This is a genomic window from Streptomyces lasiicapitis, assembly GCF_014646335.1.
Lineage (GTDB): Bacteria > Actinomycetota > Actinomycetes > Streptomycetales > Streptomycetaceae > Streptomyces > Streptomyces lasiicapitis.
In genome coordinates this window covers 212,382-225,686 of record NZ_BMNG01000018.1, presented here as the reverse complement: position 1 = coordinate 225,686, position 13,305 = coordinate 212,382, and the positions used below count along the sequence as shown (strand labels likewise).

Genomic DNA, 13,305 nt, shown 5'->3' with positions numbered 1-13,305 from the left:
AGGAACGGACGCTTCCTTTGTACTCACCCTCTCGGGCTTTCCTCCGGGCGCTTCCCTTCGGTATTTCGTGTTTCCAACTCTACCAGATCCGTTTTCCGTTCCGTTCCCGGTTCGGATTTCATTTCCGGTGGCCGTTGGAGGGCCTTTGCCTTTCGGCTGATCCGACTTTATCAGAAGTTTTCCGCCGGTCTGACCGGCTCAACATTCCGAGTGATCGGGAGTGGCTTCTCGATTAATGAAATTCAAGAAGCAGGCAGATATTAACTGCCGCCGCTGGAGCTGTCCAGCTCTAGGCAACTGTTCGAATCTACCTCCCCGGTCTTGCCATGTCAATGACTTTTCCGGGGCGACGAGGAGACTAGCAGGTCACAGGCGACGTGCGCACATCACGCCGCAGTGGGGACCGCGGCGCTCCGCTCGGCCTCGTCCACGTCGCCCGTCTCGCCCGCGCGCGCGGCGCGGCCGCCGAGGACGTAGACGTACGCGAGAAAGGCGAGTTCGGCGGCTATGCCTATGCCGATGCGGGCCCAGGTGGGGAGGCCGGAGGGGGTGACGAAGCCTTCTATGGCGCCGGAGATCAGGAGGATCAGGGCGAGGCCGATGGCCATGCCCAGGGCGGCGCGGCCTTCTTCGGCCATGGCTGTGCGGCGGGTGCGTGGGCCCGGGTCTATGAGGGTCCAGCCGAGGCGGAGGCCGGTGCCGGCGGCTACGAAGACCGCGGTCAGCTCCAGGAGGCCGTGCGGGAGGACGAGGCCCAGGAAGGTGTCGAGGCGGTCCGCGGAGGACATCAGGCCGATGCCGACGCCCAGGTTGAGCATGTTCTGAAAGAGGATCCAGATGACCGGGACGCAGAGGAACGCGCCCAGGACCAGGCACATCGCCGCTGCTTGCGCGTTGTTCGTCCATACCTGGGCCGCGAAGGACGCGGCCGGATGGCTGGAGTAGTACGTCTCGTACTCCCCTCCGGGGCGGGTGAGGTCCCGCAGTTCGGAGGGGGCGGCTATGGAGGACTGGACTTCGGGGTGGGTGCCTATCCACCAGCCGAGTACGGCCGCCAGGGCGATGGAGAGCAGCGCCGTGGGTACCCACCAGTGACGGGAGCGGTAGACCGCCGCGGGGAAACCGTGGGTCAGGAAGCGGGTGGCATCTCTCCAGGAGGCGCGGCGCGTGCCTGTCACGGCACTACGCGCGCGTGCCACCAGTTGAGTGAGGCGGCCGGTCAGCTGTGGGTCCGGGGCGCTGGACTGGATCAAGGAGAGGTGCGTGGCCGTGCGCTGGTAGAGGACGACCAGTTCGTCGACCTCGGGGCCGGTGAGGCGGCGCTGGCGGCGCAGCAGGGCGTCCAGGCGGTCCCACTCGGCTCGGTGGGCGGACACGAAGACGTCGAGGTCCATCGGGTTGGCTGCTCCTCGGCTTCTTGTACTGCTTCTCGTACTGCGACTAAGGATTGAGACGGCTACGGCGACCACGGCGGCGCGATCCACGGTCAGCTTGGCAGACTGGCGGTTCCTGGGGCGGCGGAGGGAAGGGCGGCAGGCGTGAGTGAGCTGGTGACCGGTGAGGCGGTGGCGCTGGAACTGCGTCCCGCGAAGCTGCCGAGCCGTGCGCTGGCCGTGCTCATCGACATGGTCGTGGCCTGGTCCGTCTATTTGGCGGTGACGCTGGGGCTGCTGGCCGCGGCCGGTTCGCTCGACGACGCGGCTGTCGCCGCGATCGCGGTGGGGACGTTCGTACTCGTGCTTGTCGGGGTGCCGATCGCCGTGGAGACCCTCAGCCACGGGCGGTCGCTCGGGAAGCTGGCGTGCGGGCTGCGTGTGGTGCGGGACGACGGCGGGCCGATCCGGTTCCGGCACGCGCTGGTGCGCGGGGCGGTCGGGGTCGTCGAGATTCTGCTGACGTTCGGGGTCATCGCGTGCATCGCGTCGCTGGTGTCGGAGCGCGGGCGGCGGCTCGGGGACGTGTTCGCGGGGACGCTCGTGGTGCGGGAGCGGGTGCCGACGGGGCGTATGGCGTACGTGCCCGCGCCGCCGCCGTGGCTCGCGGGGCGGTTCGCGGAGCTGGATCTGTCCGCGGTGCCGGACGGGCTGTGGCTGGCCATCCGTCAGTACCTGACGCGGATGGGGCAGTTGGATCCGCAGGTCGGCTGGGCGATGGCGGAGCGGCTCGCGTCCGACGTCGTGGCGCGGACCGGGGCTCCGGCACCGGAGGGTGTGCCGCCGGCGGCGTTCCTTGCCGCTGTGGTGCACGAGCGGCAGGCCCGTGAGACGCGGCGGGCCTTCGGGGCGCAGGGAGTTGGGATGCCGGGTGCGGCACCTGGGGCGCCCTACGCGCCAGGTGCGCCAGGGGTGCCGAGTGGGTCGGGCGCGCCCACGGGCCGGCCCGGTGCGCAGGCGGGACCGTTCGCCCCGCCGGGCGCCGCACCTGTCGGCCCGCCCGTGTACGCGTCCCCGACCCCGCCTGCGACACAGCCCCCGCAGCCGTCGCAGCCCGCCCCCGGATCCGGCACACCCGCCCCAGCGGCTCCCGCCCCGCCGAGGCCCACCACCCCCGCGCCCGAGGAGCCCGCACAGCCCACGACGGGCTTCGTCCCGCCCGCATAAAGCCGCAAGCCCCGCCCTCTCGGCCGACCGACTGGTCACACCCGACAACCGGCCGCCTCGCCGCGCCTCGCAGCCAGCCGCATCGCAGCCAGCCGCATCGGCGCCCCGCTCGACCGGCAGACCCGTCACGCCCCACAACCGGCCGGTCCGCCCGCCTCTCAGCCCTCCGAGCCGAACGCCGACGGTGGCGACTCGAGGTTTTCGAGCTCGATGCCGGGTGCCGCGAGGACCACGTCGCCGGTGAGGTGGACGGTGTGCTGCTCGCCCGTGTCCAGGGCTGTGACCTGGTATTCGTCCACGGTCAGGGGGCCGTTGTCAGTGGCGTGTGCTTCTCTTTTCAGCAGGGCCCAGGACTGGTCGAGGGTGCGGGGGGCGAGGACGGGGTCCGTGAAGGCGACCAGGCGTACGCGGGTCGCGGGGGAAGCGGGGGCGAGCCGCAGCAGCCGGGCGGTGGCGACGAGGAAGGCGGGGGATGTGCCGGTGACGGCGTGAGCGGGGGCATTGTTCTCGGTGGCGTGCGCGCCGGAGGGGTCGGAGCGGACCCAGGTGACGCCATCGAGGGCGGCGGCGCGCACCTGCCAGCCGGAGGCGTGCAGTTCGAGACGGATGGGGCGGCCGAGTTCGTCGAGGGTCAGGTCGACGGAGCCCGAGTGGTCGCCCGAGGGGGTGGTGCGCTGGGCGACATAGCGCCAGCCGGAAGGGCCTGGCGCGCACTGGAAGTGTTCTTCACCGAGGGGGGTGTGATCGTGCGGATCGTGAAGCGAATACCGGCCGCGGGGCATGGTGCGTGGTCCTTGTCGGGGGACGTGGAGCAGGGCTTCCTGACGGGGCGTCGACCGAGGGCGTGACCCGGCGACCGGGCGGGGCGGGGTCACTACCGCGTGACCTGCGCTGGACCGCTGCCGCGCGGCCAGGGCGGGCCACTACGGGGGCAGGCCCCCGCCGCGGTGGGCGAGGGCCTGCTGGAGGCGTACTGCCGGGCGGCCGGCGGGCGTGACCGGGCCCCGTGGCGGGGGCCGGGTCGCGGCGACGGCCGGTGCCGGGGTCAGTAGCGGTAGTGGTCCGGCTTGTACGGGCCCTCCACCTCGACGCCGATGTACGAGGCCTGCTCGGGGCGGAGCGTCGTGAGCTTCACGCCGAGCGAGTCCAGGTGCAGGCGGGCGACCTTCTCGTCGAGGTGCTTGGGGAGCACGTAGACGTCGGTCGGGTACTCGTCGGGCTTGGTGAACAGCTCGATCTGGGCCAGCGTCTGGTCCGCGAACGAGTTGGACATCACGAAGGACGGGTGTCCGGTCGCGTTGCCCAGGTTCAGCAGGCGGCCCTCGGAGAGGACGATGAGGACCTTGCCGTCAGGGTGCTTCCAGGTGTGGACCTGCGGCTTGACCTCGTCCTTGACGATGCCCGGGAGCTTCGCGAGGCCGGCCATGTCGATCTCGTTGTCGAAGTGGCCGATGTTGCCCACGATCGCCTGGTGCTTCATCTTGGCCATGTCGGCGGCCATGATGATGTCCTTGTTGCCGGTCGTGGTGATGAAGATGTCGGCCGTCTCGACGACCTCGTCGAGCGTCGTGACCTGGTAGCCGTCCATCGCGGCCTGCAGGGCGCAGATCGGGTCGATCTCGGTGATGATCACGCGGGCGCCCTGGCCGCGCAGGGACTCCGCGCAGCCCTTGCCCACGTCGCCGTAGCCACAGATGACCGCGGTCTTGCCGCCGATGAGGACGTCCGTGGCGCGGTTGATGCCGTCGACGAGCGAGTGGCGGCAGCCGTACTTGTTGTCGAACTTCGACTTGGTGACGGCGTCGTTGACGTTGATCGCCGGGAACAGGAGCTGCCCGTCGCGGTGCATCTCGTACAGGCGGTGGACGCCGGTCGTGGTCTCCTCGGTGACGCCGCGGATCTCCGAGGCGAGCTGGGTCCACTTCTGCGGGTTCTCGCCCAGGGTGCGGTGCAGGGTCTGGAGGATGACGCGGTGCTCGTCGGACTCGGCGGTCTCGATCGCCGGGACCTTGCCGTCCTTCTCGTACTCGACGCCCTTGTGGACGAGGAGGGTGGCGTCGCCACCGTCGTCCAGGATCATGTTCGGGCCGCCGGTGGGCGAGTTAGGCCAGGTCAGAGCCTGCTCCGTGCACCACCAGTACTCCTCCAGGGTCTCGCCCTTCCAGGCGAAGACCGGGATGCCCTGGGGGTTGTCCGGGGTGCCCTTCGGGCCGACGGCGATGGCGGCCGCGGCGTGGTCCTGGGTGGAGAAGATGTTGCAGGAGACCCAGCGGACCTCGGCGCCGAGGGCGACCAGGGTCTCGATGAGGACGGCGGTCTGCACGGTCATGTGCAGGGAGCCCATGATGCGGGCGCCGGCCAGCGGCTGGGCGGCGGCGAATTCCTTGCGGATCGCCATGAGGCCGGGCATCTCGTGCTCGGCGAGGGTGATCTCCTTGCGCCCGAACTCGGCGAGGGAGAGGTCGGCGACCTTGAAGTCTTGGCCGTTGGCGGCAGTCATTCTGAGCTGCTCCTCGTGGTAGATCGAGGGTGGGCATGGCTGACCTGCGGCGTCGGGGCACAGAGGTGCACCGGCGCGCGCAGTGCAGTCCGTCGGAGGCCCTCTCTCCCTCGGCCGGTCCAGGTACGGACCGCCCGACCGCCATCAGCAGCGACGTCTGGCACTGTCACGAATCTACACCGATTGGCGCAGCGAGCCCCAGCCCGCCCCTGCGCGGACTGTGGCCGAATCGAGCACCGAACAAAGGTCGTGAGACCCGCACGAACCGGGACCTTTGCGCTTTGGAACCTGTCCTCGTCTGTTGCAGGATGCCTGGAGATCGGGAACATATGCGCGATCTTGTTTGGCCAAGGCGTTAGGAGATCCACGTGACCAGTCCGGCCGACCCCCCGGCAGGCGGGGGCCCCAGCGGGCAAAAGCGGCTGAAGCTGCTCGCGGTGACCGCCTGCCCGACGGGCATCGCCCACACGTACATGGCGGCGGAGAAGCTCCAGCAGGCCGCCGACGGTCTCGGCATCGACATGAAGGTGGAGACCCAGGGCTCCATCGGCGCCGAGAACGTACTGACTGACAACGATGTCAGAGATGCCGACGGCGTCATCATCGCGGCTGACAAGGACGTCGATCTGGCCAGGTTCGCGGGCAAGCGCGTGTTGTCCGTCGGGGTGTCCGAGGGCATCAGCAATCCGGAGCGGCTCATCGAGCAGGTGCAGGGCGCGCCGGTGCACGGCGGCAGTGGCGGGGGCGGAGGCGGTGGCGATGCCGCGCAAGCGTCGACCGGTGACGGTGGCCGGGAGCGGAGTGTGGCGTACAAGGCGCTGATGAACGGCGTCTCGTACATGATCCCGTTCGTCGTGGTCGGCGGTCTGCTGATCGCGATCTCGCTGTCGCTTGGCGGGCACACCGACCCCAAGGGCGGGCTCGTCATCCCGGACGACTCGTTCTGGATGCATGTGAACGAGATCGGGGTCATCGGCTTCAAGCTGATGGTGCCGATTCTGTCGGGGTACATCGCGTACGCGATCGGGGACCGGCCGGCGCTGGTGCCGGGCATGATCGGCGGGTGGATCGCCAACACCGGTGAGCTGTACGACTCCGAGGCGGGGGCGGGCTTCATCGGGGCGATCGTGACCGGGTTCCTGGCCGGGTATCTGGTGCTGTGGATCAAGAAGGTCGAGGTCCCGAAGTTCGCCCGGCCGATCATGCCGATCATCGTGATCCCGATCATCGCGACCAGTGCGCTCGGGCTCTTCTTCATCTACGTCATCGGCAAGCCGATCTCGTGGGTCTTCGAGCATCTGACGGACTGGCTCAGCGGGATGACGGGCACGAGCGCGATTCTGCTCGGCGCGATCCTGGGGCTGATGATCGCGTTCGACATGGGCGGGCCGGTCAACAAGACGGCGTTCCTGTTCGGCGCGGGGCTCATCGCGACCGGCAACCAGACGGTCATGGGCATGTGCGCGGCGGCGATTCCTGTGATGCCGCTCGGGCAGGGGCTCGCGACACTCATCCGTAAGCGGCTCTACAGCGAGCAGGAGCGGGAGACCGGGCTCGCGGCCTTGTTCATGGGCATGTTCGGGATCTCGGAGGGTGCGATTCCGTTCGCGGCGGCGCGGCCCGCGCAGGTCATTCCGGCGAACATGCTCGGTGGCGCGGTGGCCGGTGCGGTCGCCGGTCTGGCGGATGTGAAGGACGCGGTGCCGCACGGCGGGCCGATCGTCGCGGTGCTGGGCGCGATCGGCGGCGTACCGATGTTCTTCGTGGCCGTGGCCATTGGCACCGTCGTCACGGCGCTGACCACCGTGACGCTGGTGGACATCAGCGAGCGGCGGCGGCGTGGTGAGCCGCTGGTCGGCGGGGCCGGTGGGCCGGGTGCGGGCGAGCCGGTGCTCGCGGGAGCCGGTGCCGCTGTCGCGGGCGGTGGCGTCGGCTCGGGGGCGGGTTCGACCGCGAAGTCCCCTGCCGCGCCCGCTCCTTCGGCGCCTGCCCCCGCGCCTTCAGCCTCCGTGCCGCAGGCGCCCGCCGACGCGGCGGCTCCCGGTGGCGAGGTCCTCTCCGGCTACCTGACCGAGCAGACCGTCAAGGTCCAGCTCGCGGCCGACGAGAAGGAAGCCGCGATCCGGGAGATGGCGGGGCTGCTCGCGCGGACCGGCAAGGTCGGCGACGTAGAGGAGTTGGTGCGGACCGCGCTGCGGCGCGAGGCGCAGGGCACCACCGGCCTCGGCGAGGAGATCGCGATCCCGCACGCCAAGACGGACGCGGTGACGGCTCCGGTCGTCGGCTTCGCGCGGTCCGCCGAGGGCATCGAGTGGGGGTCGATGGACGGTACGAAGGCCAAGCTGATCTTCATGATCTCCGTGCCGGAGGCTGCCGCGGGCGACGAGCATCTGCGGATTCTGGCGCTGCTGTCGCGCAAGTTGATGGATGTCGGGTTCCGGGAGCGGCTCGTGGCCGCGCCCGACGAGGCGGCGATCCTGGAAGTGCTGCGCGAGGTGCAGTGAGCTCGACGAGTGCGACGCATGCGTACGTATGCGTACGCATGTGAAGGGCCCCGCACCACATAGGTGCGGGGCCCTTCACGTACAAGCGCTTGCGGCGGAAACAGGCCTCAGTGGTCGCCCTCCGTCGAACCGCCGGGCGACTTCGCCGGGTTCGTGCCCGCGGCTGCCGCTTCCTCGCTGTATATGTCCGGCTCGAGGTAGATGACGCGGGCGATGGGGACGGCCGCGCGGATGCGGTCCTCGGCGGCGTTGATCGCGTCGGCGATCTCGCGGGCCGTGTCGTCGTGCCGGACTGCGACCTTGGCGGCGACGAGGAGTTCCTCGGGGCCGAGGTGCAGCGTACGCATGTGGATCAGGCGGGTGACGGTGTCGCCGTCGACCAGGGCCTGCTCGATCTTCTCGACCTCTTCGGTGCCCGCGGCCTCGCCGAGGAGCAGCGACTTGGTCTCGGCCGCGAGGACGATCGCGATGAGGATGAGCAGGACACCGATGCAGAGGGTGCCGATGCCGTCCCAGACGCCGTCGCCGGTGGCGAGGGCGAGGCCGACGCCGCCGAGCGCCAGGACCAGGCCGACGAGCGCGCCGAGGTCCTCCAGGAGCACGACCGGCAGCTCGGGGGCCTTGGCGCGGCGCACGAACTGCGTCCACGTGAGCTTGCCGCGCAGGGCGTTGGACTCCTTGATGGCGGTGCGGAAGGAGAACGACTCCGCGATGATCGCGAAGATCAGGACGCCCACCGGCCAGTACCAGTGCTCGATCTCGTGCGGGTGCTTGATCTTCTCGTAGCCCTCGTAGATGGCGAACATGCCGCCGACCGAGAAGAGCACGATGGAGACCAGGAACGCGTAGATGTAACGCTCGCGGCCGTACCCGAAGGGGTGTTGCGGGGTCGCCTCGCGCTGGGCCTTCTTGCCGCCGACGAGCAGCAGGCCCTGGTTCCCGGAGTCGGCGAGGGAGTGCACGCTCTCGGCGAGCATCGACGACGAGCCACTGAAGAGGAACGCCACGAATTTCGCCACCGCGATCGCGAGATTGGCGACGAGTGCCGCCACGATCGCCTTTGTTCCGCCTGACGCACTCATGTGTGCCCGATGTCCCTTCGCCTTGCGTCACTACTCGTCGCCCGGGCGCTGGTTTGCCCGGCCTTTGCGGTGGGTCATTGTTGCAGCACCTGAGGCATGCGGGGGGTCAGGCCACCACAGTGGCGCGGAAAACAGTGCCGGTCCCGGACACTTCGGCCTTTTCCCCCGCGGGGACGAAGGCGGACTGGCCGGGCGTCAGGGCGATGTCGCCCGCGCGGACCGCGCCCGCAGTGCACAGCAGGATCTGCGGGGTCTCGGCGGTGAGGTCGTGCGCGGCGCCGCTCTCGGGCAGGACGAAGCGGGAGAGGCGGAACTCGTCGATCGGCGTCTCGTAGACCTCTTCGCCGTCGGGCGAGGCCTCCGGGCGCAGCACGCCGGGGTCGGTGGCCTCGAAGCGTACGACGCGCAGGAGTTCGGGTACGTCGACGTGCTTGGGGGTCAGGCCGCAGCGCAGCACGTTGTCCGAGTTGGCCATGATCTCCACGCCCAGGCCCTGGATGTAGGCGTGCGGGACGCCGGCGCCGAGGAACATGGCCTCGCCGGGCTGGAGTTGGACGTAGTTGAGCAGCATGGCGGCGATGACGCCGGGGTCGCCGGGGTAGTGGCGGGCGACGGCGGCGTACGGGGCGTAGTCGCCGCCGAGGCGTTCGGCGGCGGTCGCGGCCTCGGCGACGGTCTTCGCCATGTCGTCGGGGTCGGCGCTGAGGACGGCCGTCAGGACCTCGCGCAGCGCCGCCTCTTCGGGCTTGGCGTGCAGCAGGTCGACGTACGGCTTGAGGGAGTCGACGCCGAGGCCCGCGAGCAGGTCGGCGGCCTCGGCGGGGGCGCGGAAGCCGCAGAGTCCGTCGAAAGGCGTGAGCGCGCAGATCAGTTCGGGCTTGTGGTTGGCGTCCTTGTAGTTGCGGTGCGGGGCGTCGAGGGGGACGCCGCGGCGCTCCTCGTCGTCGTACCCCTCCTTGGCCTCTTCGAGGTTCGGGTGGACCTGGAGGGAGAGGGGGGCGCCGGCGGCGAGGATCTTGAGCAGGAACGGCAGGCGCGGGCCGAACTTGGCGACGGCGCGCGGGCCCAGCTCGTGCGCCGGGTCTTCGTCGATCACCTCGTTGAGCGGGCCGCGCTCGGTGCGCGACGGCGCGCCCGGGTGTGCGCCCATCCACATCTCGGCCTGCGGCTCGCCGGTCGGCTCGACGCCGAGGAGCTGTGCGATGGCGGTGGTGGAGCCCCAGGCGTAGGGGCGGACGGTGTTGGTGAGGCGGTCCACGGAGGGGTCTCCCTTACGGGTAGTGCGCGTGCGGGGGTGCGGTTACCGGCGGGCTGTTGGCCGTGGGGTGGGCAGCGGTCTGTCTGTCGCTGCGGTCGCACCGGTCATGATCGGTCCCCGGAGGCGAGCGCCAGGTAAACGGCCGCGAAATCCGTGATGGCGATCAGCTCGGCGAGGCGCTCCAGGTCGCCGCCGTCCGCCGGTTCCAGCTCGCTGAGCGCGGTGTCGTGGCTGTGGACGAGTTCGCGGGCGGTGGGCGCGGCGGTCAGGCCCCCGGCGTCGGCGGGGTGCTCCCTGAGGAGGACCACGCGGGCGCGCAGCGAGGCCGGTTCCTCGACGCGGTCGCGGAAGAAGTCGTCGCCGTCGCCGCCGCCGACAGGACCGCCCGCGAGGAGCGTGGTGTGCGCGGCGAGCGCCTCGGGCAGTTCGGCGGCGAGGGCTGCGTGGCCCGCGAGTTCGGCGAGGGCGGCGGCGAAGCGGCGGCCCGCCATGCCCGCGCTCTGCCCCTCGGACCAGATCAGCGGCAGCGTCTCGGAGAGTTCGGTGGCGAGGGTCTTCGCGGGATTGCTGTACGTCGCGATGGCCGGGCCGCACCGCTCGGCGACGCTGTCCAGGCGGTCGGCGACCTTCTGGAGGGTGTCGACGGGGGCCGCGATCAGGCCGGTGCGGTCCAGGAGGACGAGCAGCGGTGTGAGCAGGGCCCACAGGGTGCCGGGGGCGGTGGCGGGGGCTTCCCGGGAGAGGTCCTCCTGGGTGAAGGGTTCGCGCTGCGCCGCCTCGTACGCCACGGGCGACGCGGCCATCGGGACCGTCAGGCCGTGCGAGCCCTCGACGCTCTCGGCCAGCGGGGAGCGGGGCGGGGCAACCGCGACGACGGTGCAGCCGCGGCGGTACGCCTGCTCGGCGAGGAGGGTGAGGCCGGGCTCCGAGCCGTCGGGGGTGACGATGAGCAGCAGGTCGACGGGGCCCGTCCAGCCCGGCAGGGCCCAGCGCAGGGCGCCTGCCGCGGGGGCCACGCCGGTGGGGGCGAGGCGGACGACGGGGCAGGCGGTGCCCGCGAGCGTGCCGATGAGGTCGGCCACGCCGGTCGCGGCGGTGCCGGGGCCCGCGATCAGGACGGCGCGGGGGCGGCCGTCCGGCTTGAGCTCCGTGAGGCCGGACTCCGTGGCGTGCCGGACCGCCGTCCGCACGCGGGCGCCCGCTTCGGCGGCGCCGCGCAGCAGATCGTGCAGGTCGGCCCGGGCCAGGGCCTCGGGGGCGTCAAGGAGCGACTCGTCGAGCATGGGGTCGGCCTCCGATCGCCGCGACCGCGCGCGGCGGGTGGCGGGCTGGGTGGTCGTACGGTGCGGCGGTCTTGGTGCGGCGTACGGTGCGCGTCTTCGATCGTCGCTCGGGCGGCGGGCCGCGTCGACCCGTCGTTACGCGGGGCGGCGGGCCTCGTCGACCAGGAGGACGGGGATGCCGTCGCGGACGGGGTAGGCCAGGCCGCACTCCGTGCTCTCCGCGGTGCAGACCAGCTCGGTGTCCGTCTCCTTGAGGGGGTCGTGGCAGGCCGGGCAGGCGAGGATCTCCAGGAGGCCGGCTTCGAGCGGCATGTGCGGGGTCCCTTCGGGGTGGGGCGGGTGGGGTTTGTGGCCTGGTCAGCGTACCGCTGGCCGGGGGCCTTGGGCTGTGCTCGGGCCGGGGCTTCGCCCCGGATGCCCCGGGGTGGGGCGGGGCGCTTCTTCCTTCGGGTGCTGGCCGGTGGGCGTTTGTGCCCACCCGTTCCGCCGTGCGGAACGCCTGCCCACAAACGCAGCGGACGGGCGTCCGGCCCCCCTCCCAGAACGCCTGCCCACAAACGCGGCAGCTGGGTGCGCAGGTCTCCTCTGAACACCCAGCCGGTAGGTATTCAGCCCCTGATGATCGCCAGTGCCTCGTCCCGTACCCCTGTCATCGTCTTTTCGTCGCGGGCCTCCACGTTCAGGCGGAGCAGGGGTTCCGTGTTGGAGGCGCGGACGTTGAACCACCAGTCGGTGGAGGTGATGGTGAGGCCGTCGAGTTCGTCGATAGTGATGTCTTCGCGGGATTCGTACGTGGTGCGGATCGCCGCGAGGCGGGCCTTCTGGTCGTCGACCGTGGAGTTGATCTCGCCGGAGCCCGCGTAGCGGTCGTACTGCGCGACGAGGCCGGACAGCGGGCCGTCCTGGCCGCCGAGGGCCGCGAGGACGTGCAGCGCGGCCAGCATGCCGGTGTCGGCGTTCCAGAAGTCGCGGAAGTAGTAGTGCGCGGAGTGCTCGCCGCCGAAGATCGCGCCGGTCTTGGCCATCTCCTCCTTGATGAAGGAGTGGCCCACGCGCGTGCGCACGGGCGTGCCGCCGTTCTCGCGGACGACCTCGGGGACGGACCAGGAGGTGATCAGGTTGTGGATGACCGTGCCCGAGCCGCCGTGCTTGGCGAGTTCGCGCGAGGCGACGAGCGCGGTGATCGCGGACGGGGAGACGGGCGCGCCGCTCTCGTCGACCACGAAGCAGCGGTCCGCGTCGCCGTCGAAGGCGATGCCGAGGTCGGCGCCCTCCTCGCGGACGCGCTTCTGGAGGTCGACGATGTTCGCCGGGTCCAGCGGGTTCGCCTCGTGGTTGGGGAAGGTGCCGTCGAGCTCGAAGTACATCGGTACGAGGGTGAGGGGCAGGCCTTCGAAGACGGTGGGGACGGTGTGGCCGCCCATGCCGTTGCCCGCGTCGACGACGACCTTCAGGGGGCGGATCGAGGTGAGGTCGACCAGGGAGCGCAGGTACGCGGCGTAGTCGGTGAGGGTGTCGCGCCGCGTGAGGGTGCCCGGGGTCGCCGCGCTCTCGGGGGCACCGGACTCGCTCCAGCCCTCCACCAGCGCGCGGATCTCCGCGAGACCGGTGTCCTGGCCGACCGGTGCGGCGCCCGCGCGGCACATCTTGATGCCGTTGTACTGCGCCGGGTTGTGCGAGGCCGTGAACATCGCGCCCGGCAGGTTCAGCGCGCCCGAGGCGTAGTAGAGCTGGTCCGTCGAGCACAGGCCGATCTCGGTGACGTCGACGCCGAGCGCCGCCGCCCCGCGCGCGAAGGCGCCGGACAGACCGGGCGACGAGGGCCGCATGTCGTGCCCGATGACGATGGCCGTCGCCTCCGTCACCCGCGCGAAGGCGGCGCCGAACAGCTCGGCGAGCGACTCGTCCCACTGGTCCGGGACCACCCCGCGCACGTCGTACGCCTTCACGAGCTGGGACAGATCAGCAGTCACGGCCAACCCTCTCTGCAAGGTTCTGGGAGCTCGGCAAGCCCTCGTCGGTGGCAACAAACTACCCGCAACACCGAACCGGAAGTCGCCTCAGGGGAGCATCTCAGG

The 13,305-nt window shown here is 70.9% G+C and carries 11 protein-coding genes; 3 read left to right on the top strand and 8 right to left on the bottom strand.

Translation table 11 applies throughout. The features are described from left to right. On the top strand, positions 1–264 hold a 264-nt coding region (locus IEY91_RS42125), incomplete at its 5' end, for a hypothetical protein (protein WP_229697424.1). A 122-nt stretch (positions 265–386) separates the two neighbouring features. Here the strand turns inward: IEY91_RS42125 and IEY91_RS34700 are convergent. Beyond that, entirely contained in the window at positions 387–1,394 is a 1,008-nt protein-coding gene (locus tag IEY91_RS34700; RefSeq protein WP_189177007.1) for a stage II sporulation protein M, read from the bottom strand. A gap of 144 nt (positions 1,395–1,538) precedes the next feature. On the opposite strand from IEY91_RS34700, the gene IEY91_RS34695 reads away from it, so the two are divergent. Beyond that, positions 1,539–2,600 (top strand): RDD family protein, encoded by a 1,062-nt coding sequence (locus IEY91_RS34695; RefSeq protein WP_189177006.1) that lies wholly within the window; start codon positions 1,539–1,541, stop codon positions 2,598–2,600. Between the two features lie 158 nt (positions 2,601–2,758). Here the strand turns inward: IEY91_RS34695 and IEY91_RS34690 are convergent, their stop codons facing one another. Beyond that, positions 2,759–3,382, bottom strand: coding sequence for a hypothetical protein (locus tag IEY91_RS34690; protein ID WP_164324351.1), 624 nt, complete (start codon positions 3,380–3,382; stop codon positions 2,759–2,761). Positions 3,383–3,645: 263 nt separating this feature from the next. After that, the gene (gene ahcY / locus IEY91_RS34685; protein ID WP_164324349.1) at positions 3,646–5,100 is read right to left on the bottom strand and encodes an adenosylhomocysteinase; all 1,455 of its coding nucleotides are present in this window, start codon (positions 5,098–5,100) and stop codon (positions 3,646–3,648) included. 368 nt (positions 5,101–5,468) lie between these two features. Between ahcY and IEY91_RS34680 the strand changes: the two genes are divergently transcribed. Then, the gene (locus tag IEY91_RS34680) at positions 5,469–7,604 is read left to right on the top strand and encodes a fructose-specific PTS transporter subunit EIIC (protein WP_189177005.1); all 2,136 of its coding nucleotides are present in this window, start codon (positions 5,469–5,471) and stop codon (positions 7,602–7,604) included. A 107-nt stretch (positions 7,605–7,711) separates the two neighbouring features. On the opposite strand, the gene IEY91_RS34675 is transcribed toward IEY91_RS34680, so the two are convergent. From IEY91_RS34675 to IEY91_RS34655, 5 genes are all read right to left on the bottom strand, one after another. Next, on the bottom strand, positions 7,712–8,686 hold the full coding sequence (locus tag IEY91_RS34675; RefSeq protein ID WP_189177004.1) for a cation diffusion facilitator family transporter: 975 nt from the start codon (positions 8,684–8,686) through the stop codon (positions 7,712–7,714). Positions 8,687–8,792: 106 nt separating this feature from the next. Further along, on the bottom strand, positions 8,793–9,944 hold the full coding sequence (gene manA, locus IEY91_RS34670; protein WP_164324345.1) for a mannose-6-phosphate isomerase, class I: 1,152 nt from the start codon (positions 9,942–9,944) through the stop codon (positions 8,793–8,795). A 104-nt stretch (positions 9,945–10,048) separates the two neighbouring features. Continuing rightward, positions 10,049–11,227, bottom strand: coding sequence for an SIS domain-containing protein (locus tag IEY91_RS34665; protein WP_164324343.1), 1,179 nt, complete (start codon positions 11,225–11,227; stop codon positions 10,049–10,051). 135 nt (positions 11,228–11,362) lie between these two features. Next, entirely contained in the window at positions 11,363–11,539 is a 177-nt protein-coding gene (locus IEY91_RS34660) for a Trm112 family protein (RefSeq protein WP_189177003.1), read from the bottom strand. Between the two features lie 296 nt (positions 11,540–11,835). Beyond that, entirely contained in the window at positions 11,836–13,200 is a 1,365-nt protein-coding gene (locus tag IEY91_RS34655) for a phosphomannomutase/phosphoglucomutase (protein WP_164324341.1), read from the bottom strand. Between the last annotated feature and the right edge of the window lie 105 nt (positions 13,201–13,305).

Bases quoted from the DNA above. Each gene is read 5' to 3' on its own strand.
- IEY91_RS34700 (WP_189177007.1), bottom strand. From the start codon at position 1,394: ATGGACCTCGACGTCTTCGTGTCCGCCCACCGAGCCGAGTGGGACCGC.
- IEY91_RS34690 (WP_164324351.1), bottom strand. From the start codon at position 3,382: ATGCCCCGCGGCCGGTATTCGCTTCACGATCCGCACGATCACACCCCC.
- ahcY (WP_164324349.1), bottom strand. From the start codon at position 5,100: ATGACTGCCGCCAACGGCCAAGACTTCAAGGTCGCCGACCTCTCCCTC.
- IEY91_RS34675 (WP_189177004.1), bottom strand. From the start codon at position 8,686: ATGAGTGCGTCAGGCGGAACAAAGGCGATCGTGGCGGCACTCGTCGCC.
- IEY91_RS34665 (WP_164324343.1), bottom strand. From the start codon at position 11,227: ATGCTCGACGAGTCGCTCCTTGACGCCCCCGAGGCCCTGGCCCGGGCC.
- IEY91_RS34660 (WP_189177003.1), bottom strand. From the start codon at position 11,539: ATGCCGCTCGAAGCCGGCCTCCTGGAGATCCTCGCCTGCCCGGCCTGC.